Source organism: Variovorax sp. J22G73 (assembly GCF_030317035.1).
Classification (GTDB): Bacteria; Pseudomonadota; Gammaproteobacteria; order Burkholderiales; family Burkholderiaceae_C; genus Variovorax.
In genome coordinates, this window is record NZ_JASZYK010000002.1 from 326,899 (window position 1) to 344,906 (window position 18,008).

Consider the following 18,008-nt stretch of genomic DNA (forward strand, 5'->3'; position numbering starts at 1 on the left):
GCCAGGAGGTCAGGTTGCGTGCAGGTTCACAAGCGATATTCAAGTCTCTCCCTGTGGCCTGCAATCCTCTGATCCTCCCTCCTCCAGCAGGTCACCTTCCAGCCCGCCTCGTGCGGGCTGTTTTTTTGGGCGACCCGCCAGGAAGATCACTTGGGCAGCAGCACCTTGTTGACCACGTGGATCACGCCGTTCGACTGGTACACGTTGGGAATCGTCACCGTGGCGGTGCCGCCCTTCTCGTCCGTCAGCGTGATCTTGCCGCCCTTTTCCTTGGCCACCAGCACGCCGCCGGCCACGGTCTTCAGTTCGGCAGAACCCTTGCCGGCCTTGATCTCCTTCTTCAGTTCCTTCGCGTCGAGCTTGCCGGCCACCACGTGGTAGGTCAGCACGCCGGTCAGGGCGTCCTTGCTCTCGGGCTTGAGCAGCGTGTCGACGGTGCCGGCCGGCAGCGCGGCGAAGGCGGCGTTGGTCGGGGCGAACACGGTGAACGGACCCGGGCCCTTCAGCGTGTCGACCAGGCCCGCGGCCTTCACGGCGGCGACCAGCGTGGTGTGGTCCTTGGAGTTGACGGCGTTGTCGATGATGTCCTTGGTCGGCAGCATCGGCGCGCCGCCCACCATGACAGACGCTGCAAGCGCCGAATAAGCGCCGGCGGACAGCGCGACGGCGAGGGAAACGGCGGCGATGCGATTGAATTTGATCTGCATGGAAATGCTCCTGGGTTGAAGGGGCCGCGGCAAGAATTGCCACGGTTGCGATCAATACGGCGCCCCGCGGGGAACAGATTCGGCGGACGTCAAAAGAAAAACCGGCGCGCGTTTGGCGCCCTGCCCGTGCACTTCGCGCCGAGTAATACCAATTTCGTCGCATCGGCCTCGCGGCAAAGGGTGGCGACCGGCGACATTCGGAAACAAGTCACGCATCCGGGCCGTTCCGGGTGTACAAACCCTGCCCCATGCCACATCGAAAAAACCAAGCGTTGGAGGATTCACCCTTTTCGCTGCGCGCGGCGCCCGTGCGCCGACGACCTGGGTGGCCCATTCCTTTGATTCCCGCAGCCATGCAGGGCGCCGTGCTCGGTGCCTCGCTGCTGCTGGGCGGCTGCGCGGTCGGCCCCGATTTCAAGACACCCGATCTGCCGCCCGCCGCCCAGGGCGCCGACTACACGCCGGCTCCCATGCCCGCGCGCACCGCGCAGTCGGACGTGCCGGGCGGCCAGTCGCAGGCGCTGCTGCCGGGCCGTGACATTCCCGCGCAGTGGTGGGACGTGTTCCATTCGGAGCCGCTCGACCAGTTGATTCGCGCCTCGCTCGCGCAGAGCCCCACGCTCGCGTCGGCCCAGGCCGCGCTGCGCCAGGCCGAAGCGACATACGACGCCAAGTCGGGCAACCTGCTGTGGCCGCAGGTCACTGGGCAGCTCGGCGCGCAGCGCGAGCGCGCGTCGGAAGTCAGCACGCAGGTGCCCGGCGGCCAGCTGCTCACGCTGTACAACGCATCGGTCAACGTCAGCTACAACCTCGACGTGTTCGGCGGCTCGCGCAGGCAGCTCGAAGGCGCGCAGGCGGCCATCGAGGCGCAGCGCTACCAAGTGGAGGCGACGTACCTCACGCTCACGTCCAACCTGGTGACCACGGCCATCCGCGAGGCCTCGCTGCGCGCGCAGCTGCAGGCCGCGCTCGAGGTGCTGCAGGCGCAGCGCGACCAGCTCAACGTGATCGAAAAGCAGTTCGACACCGGCGCCATTCCCAAGTCGATCGTGCTGCAGCAGCGCACGCAGGTGGCGCAGACCACGGCCACGCTGCCACCCATCGAGAAGGCGCTGGCGCAAACGCGCCACCAGCTCGCGGTGTTCGCGGGCCGGTTGCCCTCGGAAGCGGGCCTGCCCGAGTTCGACCTGGCCAGCCTCTCGCTGCCTGACAGCCTGCCGCTGTCGCTGCCTTCCGAGCTGGCGCGCCAGCGGCCCGACGTGCGCGCCAGCGAGGCGCAGCTGCACCAGGCCAGCGCGGCGGTCGGCGTGGCCACGGCCAACCTCTACCCGCAGATACAGCTGAGCGCCAGCTACGGCAATGCCGCGCTGCGCGCGCGCGACCTGTTCACCGGCCCGACCACGCTGTGGAACATCGGCGCCGGGCTCACGCAGCCGATCTTCAACGGCGGCGCCCTGCGCGCGCAGCAGCGCGCGGCGGTGGCGGCCTACGACTCGGCCGCGGCGCAGTACCGCAACACCGTGCTGGGCGCCTTCCAGAACGTGGCCGACGCGCTGCGCGCGCTCGAGCTCGATGCCACCGCGCTGCAGACCCAGGCCACGGCCGAGTCGCTGGCCCGGCAGTCGCTGGACCTGTCGACCGCGCAGTTCCGCGCGGGCGCCGTGAGCTACGTGACCTTGCTGACCGCGCAGCAGGCCTGGCTGCAGACCCACACCGCGCTGGTGCAGGCGCAGGCCGCGCGCTATGCCGACACGGCCGCCCTGTTCCAGGCGCTGGGCGGCGGCTGGTGGAACCGCGGCGCGCTGGCCGACGCGGTGATCGCACCGGGCCAGGCCGCAGCGCCACCGTTGCCCTTGCCTGAACAGGCCGCGGCCAAGAACTGAACACCTCCCCAAACTCCAAGAAAAAGACGACCTATGACCCGGAGAATGATCATCATGATCGGCTGCGTCCTGCTGCTGGTCGCCGTGCTCGCGCTCGGCAAGTTCCTGCAGATCCGCGCGCTGATCGCGGCCGTGCCCAAGCCCGGTCCGCAGACCGTGTCCACGGCCGAGGTGCAGAAGATGCAGTGGCAGTCGCAGTTCACCGCCGTGGGCACGCTGAACCCGGTGCGCGGCGCCGACCTGAGCACCGAGGTGGCGGGCCTGGTGCGCAACGTGCACTTCAAGTCGGGGCAGGACGTGAAGGCCGGCGCGCTGCTGGTCGAGCTGAACGCCGACTCCGACATCGCCCTGCTGCACTCGGCCGAAGCGGCGGCCGCGCAGGCCGCCACGGTGCTCAAGCGCGACCAGGCGCAGCTGGCGATCCAGGCCGTGAGCCAGGCGCAGATCGACGCTGACACCAACGACCTGAAGGCCAAGCGCGCGCAGGTCGAGCAGCAGGCCGCGGTGGTGGCCAAGAAGTCGATTCGCGCGCCCTTCGCGGGCCGCCTGGGCATCTCGGGGCTGAACCCGGGGCAGTACGTGAACGCCGGCGACAAGCTGGTCACGCTGCAGACGCTGGACCCGATCTACGTCGACTTTTCCCTGCCGCAGCAGCAGCTCGCGGGGCTGGCGGTGGGCCAGGTGGTGAACCTGTCGGTCGACACCTTCCCGGACCAGACCTTCAGCGGCAAGATCAACGCGATCAGCCCCAAGGTCGATTCGGCCACGCGCAACGTGCAGGTGGAAGCCACCGTGGCCAACCCCAAGCAGGTGCTGCTGCCGGGCATGTTCGCCAACGTGAAGATCGACATCGGCGGCACGCAGGAGCGGCTCACGCTGCCCTCCACAGCCGTGACCTACAACCCGTACGGCTCGACGGTGTACGTGGTGAAGCAGGCCGAGGCGCCCAAGCCGGGCGCGCCAGGTGCAGCCGGTACACCGGGTGCAGCCGGAACGCCCGCGCCCACCACAGACGCCCAGGGCAAGCCGCAGCTCGTGGCCCAGCAGATCTTCGTGGAGACCGGCCCGACGCGCGGCGACCAGATCTCCATCGTCAAGGGCCTGGAAGCCGGCCAGGTGGTGGTCAGCAGCGGCCAGAACAAGCTGAAGAACGGTACGCCGGTCACGGTGGACAACAGCGTCCAGCCGACCAACGACGCGAACCCGAAGCCGCAGGAAAAGTGAGGCCCGCCGCATGAACTTCACCGACATCTTCATCCGCCGGCCCGTGCTGGCGATGGTGGTGAGCCTGCTGATCGTGGTGCTGGGGTTGCGCGCGTTGTCCGGCCTGCCGGTCAACCAGTACCCCAAGACCGAGAACGGCGTGGTCACCATCAGCACCGCCTACTACGGGGCCGACGCGGCCACGGTCGCGGGCTTCATCACGCAGCCGCTGGAGGCGGCCGTGTCGCAGGCGCAGGGCATCGACTACCTGTCGTCGTCCAGCAGCCTGGGCGTGTCGACCATCACGGCCACGCTGCGGCTGAACTACGACTCCAACCGCGCGCTGACCGAGATCAACACCCAGGTGAACTCGGTGCGCAACCAGCTGCCGCCGCAGGCGCAGCAACCGGTGCTCACGGTGGCCACGGGCCAGACCACCGATGCGATGTACATCGGCTTCTACAGCGACACGCTGCCCAACAACAACGTGACCGACTTCCTGGTGCGCGTGGTGCAGCCCAAGCTCAACGCCATTCCGGGCGTGCAGACGGCCGAAATCCTGGGTGCGCGCACCTTCGCGCTGCGGGCCTGGCTCGACGCGCAGAAGATGGCCGCCTACGGCGTGACCGCCACCGACGTGAGCGCCGCGCTGGCCGCCAACAACTACCTGGCGGCGGTGGGCACCAGCAAGGGCCAGATGGTGAGCGTGCCGCTCACGGCCGGCACCTCGCTGCACAGCGTGGACGAGTTCAAGCAGCTGTCGGTCAAGAGCAGCAACGGCGCCATCGTGCGCCTGCAGGACGTGGCCAACGTGACGCTGGGCTCGGAGAACTACGACTTCAACGTGGCCTTCAACGGCGTGCGCTCGGTGTTCATCGGCATCAAGGTCGCGCCGGAGGCCAACATCCTCGACGTGGCCAAGCAGGTGCGCACCGTGTTCCCCGACCTGCAGTCGCAGCTGCCCACGGGGCTGACCGGCAAGATCGTCTACGACTCCACCGACTTCATCAACACGTCCATCAGCGAGGTGATCAAGACGCTGGTCGAGGCGCTGGTGATCGTGACGGTGGTGATCTACCTGTTCCTGGGCAGCTTCCGCGCGGTGGTGGTGCCCGTCATTGCGATGCCGCTGTCGCTCATCGGCACCTTCTTCGTGATGCTGGTGCTGGGCTACTCCATCAATCTGCTCACGCTGCTGGCGCTGGTGCTGGCGATCGGGCTGGTGGTGGACGACGCCATCATCGTGGTGGAGAACGTCGACCGGCACATGCGCGAGGGCAAGTCGCCCATGCAGGCCTCGCTGCTGGCCGCGCGCGAACTGGGCGGGCCGATCCTGGCGATGACGGTGGTGCTGGTGGCGGTGTACGTGCCCATCGGCTTCCAGGGCGGGCTCACCGGTTCGCTGTTCACCGAGTTCGCGTTCACGCTCGCGGGTTCGGTGGTGGTGTCGGGCATCGTCGCGCTCACGCTGTCGCCCATGATGTGCTCGCGCTTCTTCAAGCCCGAGCAGGACAGCGGCAAGTTCGCGACCTTCATCGAGCACACCTTCGAGCGCGTGCACCGGCGCTACCAGCTGATATTGCGCGGCGTGCTGAAGACCTGGCCGGTGATGATCGTGATGGGCGTCATCCTGGTGGCGCTGCTGTTCGTGATGTTCAAGATGTCGAAGTCGGAGCTCGCGCCCGAGGAAGACCAGGGCATCGTGCTGTCGCAGGTGGTGGGCGCCCCCACGGCCACCATCAACCAGATGCAGACCTATGCGGACCAGATCTTCAAGGTGGCGCACGACACGCCCGAGTACGAGCAGCTGTTCCAGCTGACCGGCGTGCCCAGCACCAATGCGGGCATTGCCGGCGTGCTGCTCAAGCCCTGGGACCAGCGCACGCGCAGCGCGCACGACATCCAGACCGACCTGCAGAAGCGCTGGAACGGCATTGCCGGCGCCAAGGTGGTGGCCTTTCAGTTCCCGGCGCTGCCGGGCGCCTCGGGGCTGCCGGTGCAGTTCGTCATCAAGACCACCGAGCCCTTCGAGAACCTGAACACGCTGGCGCAGCAGATCATGGACAAGGCGCGCGCCGACGGAAAGTTCTACTACATCGACGCCGACCTGAAGATCGACCTGCCGCAGGCCACCGTGGTGGTCGACCGCGACAAGATCGCCACGCTGGGCATCACGCAGCAGGACGTGGGCAACGCCATGGGCGCCGCGCTGGGTGGCGGCTACGTCAACTACTTCTCGATCTCGGGGCGCTCGTACAAGGTGATTCCGCAGGTGCAGCAGGTCGACCGGCTCAACCCGTCGGACGTGCTCAACTTCTACATCAAGACCCCGAACGGCGTGGTGCCCGCGAGCACCGTGGCCAGCCTGAAGTACACGGTGCAACCCGAAACAGTGAACCACTTCCAGCAGCTGAACTCCGTGACCATCCAGGGCGTGCCCAGCGGCACGCAGGGCGAGACGCTGGAGTACCTGCGCGGCGTGGTGCAGCAGCTGGCGCCCAGCGGCTACACGGTCGACTACTCGGGCCAGTCGCGGCAGTTCGTGCAGGAGTCGGGCAACTTCGCCATCACCTTCCTGTTCGCGCTGATCATCGTGTTCCTGGCGCTGGCGGCGCAGTTCGAGAGCTTCCGCGACCCGGTGGTCATCCTGGTGTCGGTGCCGCTCGCGCTGTTCGGCGCCATGATCTTCATCTTCTGGGGCTTCGCCTCGATGAACATCTACACGCAGGTGGGGCTGGTGACGCTCATGGGCCTCATCAGCAAGCACGGCATCCTGATCGTGGAAGTGGCCAACCGGCTGCAGAAGCAGGGCCTGAGCAAGCTGGACGCCATCGTGGAGGCGGCGGGCACGCGGCTGCGGCCCATCCTGATGACGACCGCGGCCATGGTGTTCGGCGTGCTGCCGCTGGTCATCGCCTCGGGCGCGGGCGCGGCGGGCCGCAAGGCGATGGGCATCGTGATCTTCAGCGGGCTGTCGATCGGCACGTTGTTCACGCTGTTCGTGGTGCCGGCGATGTACCTGGCCATCGCGGCGCGGCACGAGAAGGAAGAAAGCGAAGAGAGTGAACATGGCGCGCATGGGGGCCATGGCGCCGCACCGGTACCGGCACTGCCGGGAAGCGTGGCGCCGGAAGCCTGAACCCGTACGCACGCACGCTCTGTCGCTCTCTCGTTCTTTCAGCCCCGCAACACCAAGCCCGCTGCCCGCAAGGGAGCGGGCTTTTTCAACGCTCAGTGCTCGCCGCTGGCCTCGCGCCGGGAGAACCACTCGAGCAGGTCGCCCGCCGGCAACGGGCGCGAGAACAAGAAGCCCTGCAGCTCGTCGCAGCCCATGGCCAGCAGGATGTCGCGCTGCGCCTCGTTCTCCACGCCTTCGGCCACCACGCTCAGCCCCAGCGCATGGGCCAGCCGGATGACGGCGTCGACCACGGCGCGGGCGTCTTCCTTGACCTGCAGGTCCTGCACGAAGCTGCGGTCGATCTTCACCTGGCGCGCCGGCAGCTTGCGCAGGTGGCTCAGGCTGGAGTAACCCGTGCCGAAGTCGTCGATCGACAGGAACACACCCACGCGCGCCAGCCCCTCGAAGGTGCGCTGCGTGGCCTTGATGTCTTCCATGGCCACCGACTCGGTGATCTCGCACAGCAGCAGCGCCGCGGGAATGTCGTGCCTGGCCAGCGCCTGCTCCACGCGCGCGACGAAGTCGATCTCGCGCAGCTGCATCACCGACAGGTTCACCGCCACGCACATCCAGGTGCCCTGCGAGCGCCACTGCGCAATCTGCCGGCAGGCTTCGTCCAGTATCCAGTCGCCCAGCCGCACGATCAGCCCGAAGCGCTCGGCCAGCCCGATGAACTCTGTGGGGCCGATGAGCCCGTGCTGCGGATGGTTCCAGCGCACCAGCGCCTCCACGCCGCTCAGCTTGTCGCCCACGCCGTTGATCTTGGGCTGGTAGTACAGCTCGAACTGCTTGAGCTCGACCGCGCGGCGCAGGTCGCTTTGCAGCTGCAGCTGCTTGGCCACGTCGGCGCCCATGTGCGACTCGAACATCACGTAGTTGCCGCCGCCCCCTCGCTTTGCCTCGTACATGGCCGCGTCGGCGTTGGCCACCAGCTTGTCGGGCTCGCCCTGCTCCGGGTGCAGCACGATGCCGATGGAGCACGCGATCTGCAGCTGCTTGCCCAGCACGCTGAAAGGTTCGCTGAGCGCGCGCAGCACGCGGTTGGCGGCCTGCGCGCATTCGGCGCGGTCGTGCACGCCTTCGAGCAGCAGCAGGAACTCGTCGCCGCCGATGCGCGCCACGGTGTCGCTCTCGCGCGTGGTGTTGGCCAGCCGCTCGGCGGCGGCGCGCAAGATCTGGTCGCCGGCCGCGTGGCCAAAGGAATCGTTGATCGGCTTGAAGCCGTCGAGGTCCACGAAAAGCACGGCAATGCGCTCTTCCACCTGCAGCTGGTTGGCGCGCTCCATGCGCAGCAGCGCGTGGCGCAGCCGGTCTTCGAACAGCACCCGGTTGGGCAGGCCGGTGAGCGCATCGGTGAAGGCGCGCTTCTGAAGTTCGCGGTTGGCCTCGGTGAGCTCGACGTTGGCTTCCTCGAGCGAGCGCGACAGGCGCCTGGCCACCTGCTGCAGCCGCGACTCCAGGATGGAGGTGAACAGCGTGCCCAGCAGCAGCAGGCCCGACGCCATCACCACGATGGCGGTGAGCCCCGAGCCGTACAGGTCGCCGGCGCTGCGGCACACCGAATTCAGCGGAAAGTTGGCGGCCGCCATGCCCGTGTAGTGCATGCCGCAGATCGCAATGCCCATCACCACCGCGGCCAGCAGTTGGAAGGCCACGCGGTGGGCGCTGTTCACGCCGCCGAGCTGCTTGAAGATGACCAGCGCCGCCGCCGAGGCGCCCAGGCCGATCAGCAGCGTCAGCACCACCGTGGGCATGTGCCAGACGATGGGCGGCGACATGTCGAGCGCCGCCATGCCGATGTAGTGCATGCCGCAGATGCCGACCGCCATGGCCAGCGAGGCGATGGCGATGCGCCGCAGTCCGTAGTCGGCCTCGCTGGCCACCCACAGCGCGATACCGGAGGCCGTGACGCCGGCCACCCACGAGGTCAGCGTCATCGCGCCCGAGAAGCCCAGCGCGATGGGCAGCGAAAAGCCCAGCATGCCGACGAAGTGCATCGCCCAGATGCCCGTGCCCATCGCGAACGACCCGATGCCCCACCACAGCAGGTGCGGCCTGCCGCTGGCGTGGCGCACGCGGCGCGACAGGTCCAGCGCCACATAGGAGGCGAGCGTGGCCAGCAGCAGCGACGCGGCAACCACCCACAGGTTGTGGTGCGAGGGAAGAAAGGCCGGGAATGTGGGAGAGGTGTTCACTGCGCTAATGACCTGGAGCTCGTGCAACGGATCGCGTGCCAAGCAGGAATTCATCCCAAGAAAAAAGCCAGCTATCGGGTAGACAGCTGGCTTTCGATGTTCCACAAAAAGATTCGTGGTAGGACGTACTGGATTCGAACCAGTGACCAACGGATTAAAAGAAAGCTAGCAAGATTTTAGTGCCTTGATTTGAAAGGAAAAAAGTTGACTCATGCTACAGACCCCACATCGGACTGCGAGTTGGCGATGGACACAGAAGTGGACACAGTGGACACAGGACCTGCCCTGCCCCACGCAGTCGGGCACAACGACCTCGCGGCTCAGCGCGACTGGGAGCATTACCAGCGCAGCCGAGGTATCTGGCGCTACCGCCAGAGCTTGCAGCGAGAAGTTCAACGCGGCGCCCGCAGAGGTTCCATGGTGGACCGGGCTCTCGCTGATCTGGAGCCGGGCCAGCGCATCGCGGACGACGTGATCTTGCCGCTGACCCGCCTGATTGGGGCGGAGCAGGCCAAGGTGCACGAGCGCTACGCTGACCCGTTGAACCGCAACATGGCAGACGACCTCTGGACGCTTCTGGCTCTGCCGGCTGAGGTCCTGGCCGTCACCACGATCCTTTCGGCCCTGTCGCGTACCGAGCCCGCAAGCCTAGGGTCCGCCGCACTAGACCTGGGCAACAAGGTGATGCGCGAAGTCGAACTCCGCATGTGGGCCGCTGCGGAGAAGAAAGCCGCCGCCGACCGCAAGCTGGCTGAAGCAGAGAAGCCTGCCGCTGCCGCGAAGGAAGCCAAGAGAACCTGGGAGGGCAACCTCTACGAACTCATGGTGAAGCGCAACGACAAGGTCGACGAGCGCGTATTTGCAAAGTGGTCGAAGAAGGCTGCCCTGTACGCCAAGGGCGGCTGGGACCACACCACACGGATGCGGGTGGGCACCACCCTGCTAGGGATGCTCATCGAGGTAGACGGTTGGTTTGAGACGGAGCTAATCCGCGACGGCGCCAAGACCAAGTTGATGTTCCAGCTTACCGACGCCGCTCGTGGCTGGGTGGCCCAGCGCCACCACCAGAACGAAATGAGCCGCCCCTTCCTGCTCCCCATGATCTGCGAACCCCGTGACTACGAGTACCTCATTACGACTGAAGACAGCGAAGCTGCGCCTTCTGTCGCCGAGGAGTAGCATGAGTCAATAACGTACAATTCATCCAGAAATATCCACAAGGTGACGACCTAAACGTCGCGCCTTGTGTTTCCGCTCGTCCTGAAGAAGCACGAGTCATGTAGCTGACTATCCGAAAGACCATCCGAATGACCATCACTGGTGGATACCTCTCCCTGAAGACCAAGGCCGTCAAGGCCCCCGAAACTCGCAGCGCCCACACCGGCGCCGTTGACCGCCCCCTGGACGGCGCCTCGCTCGAAGCGCTCAACTGGGTTCAGAAGACTCGCTGGACGCTGAACCGTAGTGTCCTGGGGGTGGTCGAGGAAGTCGTGAAGTCAGGCCTACCGCTCGCCTCGATTCCCTCCGCGCACAACCTACCGCAACTGCCCCGTCTTGAGGACGACGCCTATGAGGCGCTCCGCGCCGACAAGAGCGATGAGGGCAAAAAGAAGCTCAGCGAATACATCAAGCCTCGCGCCGCCATCTACGGGAAGAACAAGCAGATGGAGGGGGAGCGCTTCAAGCTCTACCGGATGTTCGACCTCGCCCAGCAACTGGCGAAGGCTGACACCCTGTGGTTCCCGCACACCTGCGACTTCCGGGGCCGCTTTTACCCAACCGCCCAAGACCTCCACACCCAGGGCGACTCGCTGGTAAAGGGCATGCTGACGTTCAGCGAAACCGAGCGTCTCGGACCCAACGGGCAGTGGTGGCTGTACATCGCGCTTGCCAACGCGTTCGGCCAGGACAAGATCGCGCTCCAGGCTCGCGCCGACTGGACCGAGAACAACCTCGCGTCGATCATTGCCACGGCCAACGACCCCCTCGGCATGCAGGACTTCTGGGCGAACGACGGGGTCGACTCCCCATGGGAAGCCCTGGCCGCGTGCTTCGAAGTCAAGCGCTTGACCGACTTCGTGATGACCAACGGCACCGCGGCAATCCCGAGCTTCGAGTCGTACCTTCCTGTGCGCCTGGACGCTACGTGCTCGGGCATCCAGCACCTCTCCGCGATGATGAAGGACAGCTTGTCAGCCACGTTCGTCAACGTGCTGCCCACCGGCAAACGCGAAGACATCTATGGCTACGTCTGCGCCAAGGCGAAGGACCGCATCGCCAACGACGCGGTGAGTCACCAAGACCCCGCCGTCCGCGCGGTAGCCCTCATGTGGCTCGACAAGATCGAACGCAAGACGGTGAAGCGTGCTGTGATGACGACGCCCTATGGCGTCACCGCGCCCGGCATCAAGAACCAGCTCATCGCTGACGGGTTCTGCGACCACTTCGAGAACGGGGTGGAGCGCTATCGGGCCGCCGAGTACCTGAAAGACGTAGTCATCTCCGCGCTCGACGCGAACATCGGTGCGCCCCGCGCCGCCATGGCGTACTTCCAGCAGGTCGCACAGCATTTGGCGGAGCAAGAGAAGCCCATGATCTGGACGACACCGTCCGGCTTCACGGTGCGTCAGGCATACCGCAAGAGCGACTTCAAGCGTGTGCAGACCCTGCTCGGCGACAAGGTAGTGCGTTTTGGTGTGACCGTGCCAACCGAAGAGCACGGGATCGACCGACGCAAGCAGAAGAGCAGCGCCGCGCCCAACGTGGTGCACAGCTACGACGCGGCGCACCTCGCGCTCACCGCCGTGGCTATGAAGGCCGAGGGCATCCGCGACATGGCCTTCGTGCACGACTCCTTCGGAGCACACGCCGGCAACGTGGACACCCTGTCGTTCCACATCCGCGACCAGTTCGTCCGCATGTACCAAGGCCCAGCTCTGGAGCAATGGCGCGACAGCGTCGTCGCCCACAGCGGGTGCCATGACGTGCCCGCCGTCCCGCCACTTGGCGACCTTGACGTGACCCGCGTCATGGACTCCGAGTTTTTCTTTTCCTGATAACTAGCATGAGTTGCTAACGTCATTGGATGCTGAGAAATATCCACAAGGTGACGACCTTAACGCCAACACCCGAAAGACCAATCGAATGCCACACGACACACCTGAACTCCAGCGAGCAATCGCACACCTCCAGCAAGGCTATAGCCGGCTGCCTCTCACTCTCTGCCAGACCCTGATCGAACAGGGCTTTGACCCAGAGTCGCTCGTCGAAAGGTTCGCGCGATGAACCGGGGCGCACGCCCTGCTCCCCTCGCTGGCGCCGCCTTCGCAACCGCCCTCTACCTCTTGTCCCCTTCTGCCAATGCCTTCGGCGTGGCGGCAGCCCATGTGTCTGTGGCCCCTCACGTGAGCGTGGCCCCGCATGTGGCGGCCCCGGCTCCCCATGTCTCCGTAGCGCCGCACGTCGCGGCTGAGTCGGTACATGCGAGCCCGGTCCACGCCGCCACGCCGAGCACCCCCCGCGCCGTCACTGCGCCCTTCTGGGCCTTCTGGCGCTCAGTCCCTGCTGCCCCCTGCCAACAAACGCCCAAGGGCGCGACCTGCAACTGATTCCAACCCTTCTGACAAACACCATGACCAAGCTGACCTACACCAACGACATGCAACTCATCGACGCATTCAAGAACGGCGCCAAGTTCGTCGTCCGTGAAGTGCCGTCCCCTGTCTCCGCGCCGCGCGACTTCACCGTGACCGCCATCGAGGAAGGCCCGGGCGGCCAGCTCACGGTGCGCTACATGCGCTCCACCGGCCCGACGCAGACCAAGGCGTTCCGCCCAGACGGCACCCACAAGCTGGTGAGCCACCGCACTCTGGTGCAACTGACGGCCGGCAAGACGACCGCGCCCTCCACCAACACCCCGTTCCTCAAGGCGTTCGTCAACGGCGAGCCCGCGTACAACCCGGCGACCCGCGAGGTCGTCGAGTCCGTCGCCTTCAAGAACGGCGCCATCGTCGTGACGTTCGTCGGTGGCCGCACCAGCGACCGCTACGACCACGAGGGCCGTCACCGCTGGCAGCCCAAGCGAAGCCTCGTGCTCGGCCCGCTTCCGCCCGTCAAGGTGAAGAAGACCCTGCGCATCTACCACGACAAGTTCTACGGCGGCTACCTGACTCTCGACGAGAACCAGGTCCTACCGAACAGCACGCGCTTCATCGGCGCGAAGCCTCTCGCAACCGTCGAAGTCGAGGTCTGACCCCCCACTTCGACGAGCGACGCCAGCGGGACCTAGCTCCCCTGGCGGTGCTGATGGCCGACGAGATGACCAACGCGATCACTCGCGTCTGGACTCGCTACGGTCGCAGCCCCTTCAACACCGAAGGAACCCATCTCACCGACCTGCACGGCGCCGCCCTCCTGGCCGCCGCAATGGTCGGCTCCGTCGCCCGTGAGGCCGGTGACTTCCCAGTCACCGCATGGGCCGAGGCCAACCGCCTCGCACAGGACGACAGCTCCCTCATCAATACCTCGCCGGCAGCACCGGCACGAAAGCAGTAAATGGCAGAAGCAAAGAAGAAAGTCAAAGTCGTCCTGAAGGGTGTCACCCCGAAGGGCGTGTTCGTCTGGGCGTGGGTCGACAAGCCGGACAACAGCGAGTACGGCAAGGGCAAATACAAGTGCGCCCAGAAGCTGGAGAAGGGCGTGCCCGAGAACGACGCCTTCGCAAGGAAGCTCCGCGAACTGCACAAGGCCGCTAAGGGCAAGGCCGACACCTGCCCGATCAAGGACGGCGACAAACTGGCCGAAGACAACGAGGAGAAGAACGGCAAGTTCCGTGGCTTCTGGCTGCTCACGGCCAAGTCGAAGAACAAGCCCGAACAGATCGACGCCAAGAAGAATCCGCTGAAGGCCACGGCCAAGAGCGGCGACTTCGGGCGCCTCTCAGTCGCTGCCGCCGAGTTCGACACGGGCGCAAACAAGGGCATCACGCTCTACCTGAATGCGCTGCAGCTACTCGAACGCCGCGCCGCCTCTGCGGTCGACGACTTTGACGACGAAGGCGACGAGTACGGCGAAGACAAGGCGGCAGCCGAAACGCCCGACGGCGACGACAGCGGCGACGACAGTAACGACGGGGACGATGACGGCGACGCCTTCTAACGTCGAGCATGTCCTGACGGTGGTGCCCCAGGTGGCGCCCCGTCCCCGCTTCTCGAAGTGGGGAGCCTATGAGCCGGCCTCGTACACCAAGTACAAAAAAGAACTCAAGGCTCTCCTTCCCCCGAACGACGTCCAGCGACTCGGTGAACTCATCGTCACCGCCGAGTTCGTGTGCAAGCCCATCGCCAAGTCGAAGTTCACGACGCCCCTTGGCGACATCGACAACTTCGCCAAGCCGCTGATGGATGTCCTCACGCAAGCAGGCTGGTACGGCGACGACAGACAGATCGTGCAGACCCACCTGTGCAAGCGCTTCCCCGAGCAGGGCGAGGTGCCGCACATCCGCTTCCACATTCAAGAGATTCCCCAATGATCAAGTTCCTCATCACCGCCATCTCCAAGGCAGAAGCCGTCCTCGAAACGCTCGCCAACCGCGAAACCCTGAAGGCCCAGGCCAAGCTGGTCAAGGCCAGCGCACTCGTGGCCGAAGCGGGCACCCATCGCGCCGCCGCCAATACGGGCCGTCGCGTCGCCAGCGCACTCCGCGATCTGGTCGCGCCCGCGCCCACCGATGTGGCCTGACGGGGCCAAGGGCGTCTTCACGTTCATGTGCTTCGAGCTGACCCACCCCGGCCTATTGGCCCGGGTCGCCCGTGGCTACCTCAAGAAGACGCTGACCCTGCAGTGACCCCCAAGGCCTTCGGGCCTTCCTCTCAACCCTCGAAAGCTGACCACATGACTCCCCAAACCCAAATCGTTCTCAAGCACCTCCGCGCCCAAGGCTCCATCACCAACGTCGAGGCCAACGCAGTGCACGGCATCCGCTCGGTGTCGCGGCGCATCACCGAACTCCGCGAAGAATCGGGCTTCAACATCACGAAGCAGCAGAAGCGCGACCCTAACGGTCAGCGCTATGTGCGGTACGTCCTGGCTCCCGAGCACCGCGTGTGCGACTGCAGCGCCTGCAAGGCCGCAGACAAGGCGGTGGCCTGATGTTCCCTTTCCTGCTGATCCTCCTGATCCTGGTGATCGCACTGTGATGCGCAAGTCCCTGCTCATCCTCGCCGCCGCACTGAGCCTCGTGGCCTGCGGCCAGAACGCTCCCGGTGCACCGGGCGATGCTTCTGCAGCCACTGCTCAATCCTCGGATCACTCCTGGCTCTGGGGTCTGGGCGGCTACATGCTGGGTCGCATGGGCGGCAGCTCGGGCGCCCCGCACTCGGTGGTCAACCAAACCGTAGTGCAGCGTAACTTGATCGTGCAGCGCCCGGCGACCCCCGTGGTCCCTAAGCCCGCGCCCGCCGTCACGCCGAGCTTCAAGCCCACCCCCTCGCCGGCCCCGAGCCGGTCGTTCTCGACCCCGAGCTTCTCGCGCGGGTACAGCAGCCCGAGCTACTCCTTCCGCTCGTCGGGTCGGCGATGAATCCCGTCGTGTCCTGGCTGCTGCTCGTCGCAGTCGCGGCGCGATGCGCCTTCATCTGGGCGGAGTGATCCTCGCGCTTTGGCTGCTGCTCGTGGCGGCCCTCCTTCTCCAATAGCCCCTGTGACTTCGGTCCAGGGGCTTTTTTGTTTCTGGACCCATGAACACCTTTCTCCCCACCACTCTCAAGTCGCGCGGCTACTACGCCACGTCCCGGCCCGATGGCCGCTGGCTGGTCAAAGGTCGCGGCATGCGCCGCGTGTGCACCTTCGAGGAACTGCAGTACCTGCTGAACCCGCCGAAGAAGGCCCGCGCTTCGTGAGCGACGACAGCACGCTCGTATGCAAAGGGCCGTGCCCCGACTGCGGAAGCAGTGACGCCTGTGCCACCTACGACGACGGCCATACCTATTGCTTCTCGTGCGGCAGCTACGGCCACGGCGACGGCGAGCGGACGGCTGTATCCCGTGCACCCTCGGACCTGATCCGGGGCGAATACAAGGACCTGACCAAGCGCGGCATCGACGCCTCGACGTGCAAGCTCTGGGGTTACATGGTCGGCAAGAACCGAGACGGCGAGCCGGTGCAACTGGCGACCTACTGCGACACCATGGGCGAGCCCGTGGCGCAGAAGATGCGGACCAAGGACAAGGAGTTCATGGTCCTCGGCTCGTTGAAGAAGGCCGGCCTATACGGCCAGCACCTTTGGCGCAGCGGCGGCAAGAAGGTCATCATCACCGAGGGTGAGATAGACGCCCTCACCGTCTCGCAGGCCCAGGCCAACCGCTGGCCTGTCGTGTCCGTCCCGAACGGCGCACAGGGCGCGAAGAAGGCGCTGGCCGCGCAACTCGACTGGCTCAAGAGCTTCGAGGAAATCGTCCTCTGGTTTGACAACGACGAGCCGGGCCGCGACGCAGCCGAAGAGTGTGCCCGCATCCTCCCGATGGGCAAGGTCAAGATCATTACGACGCCCGACGGGCTGAAAGATGCGAACGACCTGCTGCGTGAGAAGGGCATGAAGGCCGTCACCGACGCAACGTGGAACGGCAGGGCCTATCGGCCTGACGGCATCGTGACTGGCGAGGACCTCACGGTCGAGCGCCTCAAGCAGAAGACGGCGCCGGGCTGGCAGACGCCGTACCCGAAGCTGAACGAGTTGACCCGAGGCGTCCGCCCCCGCCAGCTTTGGCTGATGGTGGCCGGCACCGGCGTCGGAAAGTCCACGGATGCCCGAGAGTTCGCGTACCACGCACTGACCTGCGCGGACAAGTCCAACCGCCGTAAGGTGGGGATGATGTTCCTCGAAGAGTCGGTCGAGGACACAGCGAAATACCTCGTCGCCCTGGACAACAACGTCCTGGCCGAGGACCTCGAAGACAACCCCGACATCCTCACGGATGCGCAGTGGGCCAAGAGCCACGCGGCGCTCCTGGGCGGCGGCTGCTACCAAGCCTACGACCACTTCGGCGCGACGGATAGCGAAGGCTTGCTGAACAAGGTCGAGTTCATGGCCCTCAACGGCGCCGAGTTGATCTTCCTAGACCACCTGACCATCGCCGCCACCGGCGAGGACAACGAGGGCGTCGACAAGCTGATGGTCGGACTGCGGTCCATCATCGAGCGCACAGGCGTCAGCGTGATCGCAATTGCCCACCTCCGCAAAGCCAAGAGCGGCGACACACCGGCAGAGGAAGGCGGCCAGATCAAACTGGACGACATCAAGGGCAGCGGCTCGATGAAGCAAGTGCCCGACGTGGTGACCGGCAAGGAACGCGATCAGCAGGCGGACGGCCCGGAGAAAGACGAAAGTCTCATTCGATCGCTGAAGGTCCGCCGTGGTGGAAAGACTGGACCCGCTGACCACCTTCGCTACAACACGAAGACCGGTCGACTCAAGCCGTTCGTGAAGGCTACCGAGGCATTCGACAAGGAAGAGAGTGCAGAAGACGACCCGTTCTAACGAGGTCGCCCGACTGCTGCTGAAGTCCTCCAAGTACCGCGCCAAGAAGAACGGCCTGCGGCACACGCTCACGCTTACTGACATCCACGTCCCGACCCATTGCCCCGTCTTGGGGCTGCGCCTGCGCCCGTCCTCCGGTCGCGCAGGGCCCAACTCCCCGTCACTAGATCGCATCAACCCACGTCGCGGATACGTCCCCGGCAACGTGGTGGTCGTCTCGTGGCGGGTCAACGAACTGAAGAAGAACGCAACGCTCGCTGAGATGCGGAACGTCGCGGCCTTCTACACCCAACTGAAAGCCTGACC

Annotated in this window: 17 protein-coding genes; 15 read left to right on the forward strand and 2 right to left on the reverse strand. The window is 65.7% G+C overall.

Annotation, left to right across the window (positions count from 1 at the left end; all coding sequences use genetic code 11):
* Positions 1-146: 146 nt before the first annotated feature.
* Entirely contained in the window at positions 147-707 is a 561-nt protein-coding gene (locus QTI51_RS09430; RefSeq protein WP_116907559.1) for a fasciclin domain-containing protein, read from the reverse strand.
* Between the two features lie 353 nt (positions 708-1,060).
* Between QTI51_RS09430 and QTI51_RS09435 the strand changes: the two genes are divergently transcribed.
* The 3 genes from QTI51_RS09435 to QTI51_RS09445 are packed head-to-tail and all read left to right on the forward strand — an operon-like array spanning position 1,061 to position 6,932.
* A complete protein-coding gene (locus QTI51_RS09435) occupies positions 1,061-2,590 on the forward strand; it encodes an efflux transporter outer membrane subunit (protein WP_116907558.1) in 1,530 nt (509 codons plus the stop codon).
* 54 nt (positions 2,591-2,644) lie between these two features.
* Positions 2,645-3,814 carry an efflux RND transporter periplasmic adaptor subunit gene (locus QTI51_RS09440; protein WP_503011491.1) on the forward strand — a complete coding sequence of 390 codons (1,170 nt, stop codon included), beginning with the start codon at positions 2,645-2,647 and terminating at the stop codon, positions 3,812-3,814.
* Positions 3,815-3,824: 10 nt separating this feature from the next.
* Entirely contained in the window at positions 3,825-6,932 is a 3,108-nt protein-coding gene (locus tag QTI51_RS09445; protein WP_286515935.1) for an efflux RND transporter permease subunit, read from the forward strand.
* Between the two features lie 92 nt (positions 6,933-7,024).
* On the opposite strand, the gene QTI51_RS09450 is transcribed toward QTI51_RS09445, so the two are convergent.
* The gene (locus tag QTI51_RS09450; protein ID WP_353506516.1) at positions 7,025-9,166 is read right to left on the reverse strand and encodes a putative bifunctional diguanylate cyclase/phosphodiesterase; all 2,142 of its coding nucleotides are present in this window, start codon (positions 9,164-9,166) and stop codon (positions 7,025-7,027) included.
* A 246-nt stretch (positions 9,167-9,412) separates the two neighbouring features.
* Here QTI51_RS09450 and QTI51_RS09455 point away from each other — a divergent pair, with 246 nt between their 5' ends.
* The 12 genes from QTI51_RS09455 (at position 9,413) to QTI51_RS09510 (ending at position 18,006) form a co-directional block, all read left to right on the forward strand.
* Positions 9,413-10,345 carry a hypothetical protein gene (locus QTI51_RS09455; protein WP_286515933.1) on the forward strand — a complete coding sequence of 311 codons (933 nt, stop codon included), beginning with the start codon at positions 9,413-9,415 and terminating at the stop codon, positions 10,343-10,345.
* 128 nt (positions 10,346-10,473) lie between these two features.
* Positions 10,474-12,222: a DNA-directed RNA polymerase gene (locus QTI51_RS09460; RefSeq protein WP_286515932.1), complete on the forward strand. Its 1,749-nt coding sequence runs from the start codon at positions 10,474-10,476 to the stop codon at positions 12,220-12,222.
* Positions 12,223-12,797: 575 nt separating this feature from the next.
* Positions 12,798-13,418: a hypothetical protein gene (locus QTI51_RS09465; RefSeq protein WP_286515931.1), complete on the forward strand. Its 621-nt coding sequence runs from the start codon at positions 12,798-12,800 to the stop codon at positions 13,416-13,418.
* A gap of 53 nt (positions 13,419-13,471) precedes the next feature.
* Positions 13,472-13,720, forward strand: a complete 249-nt coding sequence (locus QTI51_RS09470) for a hypothetical protein (protein WP_286515930.1) — start codon at positions 13,472-13,474, stop codon at positions 13,718-13,720.
* Entirely contained in the window at positions 13,721-14,323 is a 603-nt protein-coding gene (locus QTI51_RS09475) for an ssDNA-binding protein (RefSeq protein WP_286515929.1), read from the forward strand. It begins immediately after the preceding gene.
* Positions 14,304-14,696, forward strand: a complete 393-nt coding sequence (locus tag QTI51_RS09480) for a RusA family crossover junction endodeoxyribonuclease (RefSeq protein WP_286515928.1) — start codon at positions 14,304-14,306, stop codon at positions 14,694-14,696. The genes QTI51_RS09475 and QTI51_RS09480 overlap by 20 nt, the downstream gene beginning before the upstream one ends.
* Positions 14,693-14,905, forward strand: a complete 213-nt coding sequence (locus QTI51_RS09485; protein WP_286515927.1) for a hypothetical protein — start codon at positions 14,693-14,695, stop codon at positions 14,903-14,905. The genes QTI51_RS09480 and QTI51_RS09485 overlap by 4 nt, the downstream gene beginning before the upstream one ends.
* A 153-nt stretch (positions 14,906-15,058) precedes the next feature.
* Entirely contained in the window at positions 15,059-15,316 is a 258-nt protein-coding gene (locus QTI51_RS09490) for a helix-turn-helix domain-containing protein (protein WP_286515926.1), read from the forward strand.
* A 46-nt stretch (positions 15,317-15,362) separates the two neighbouring features.
* Entirely contained in the window at positions 15,363-15,746 is a 384-nt protein-coding gene (locus tag QTI51_RS09495; RefSeq protein WP_286515925.1) for a hypothetical protein, read from the forward strand.
* A gap of 157 nt (positions 15,747-15,903) precedes the next feature.
* On the forward strand, positions 15,904-16,065 hold the full coding sequence (locus QTI51_RS09500; protein ID WP_286515924.1) for a hypothetical protein: 162 nt from the start codon (positions 15,904-15,906) through the stop codon (positions 16,063-16,065).
* Complete coding sequence (locus QTI51_RS09505; protein ID WP_286515923.1) at positions 16,062-17,702, forward strand: DnaB-like helicase C-terminal domain-containing protein; 1,641 nt, start codon at positions 16,062-16,064, stop codon at positions 17,700-17,702. Before QTI51_RS09500 ends, QTI51_RS09505 begins: the two co-directional genes overlap by 4 nt.
* Complete coding sequence (locus QTI51_RS09510; RefSeq protein WP_286515922.1) at positions 17,680-18,006, forward strand: hypothetical protein; 327 nt, start codon at positions 17,680-17,682, stop codon at positions 18,004-18,006. Before QTI51_RS09505 ends, QTI51_RS09510 begins: the two co-directional genes overlap by 23 nt.
* Positions 18,007-18,008: the final 2 nt, after the last annotated feature.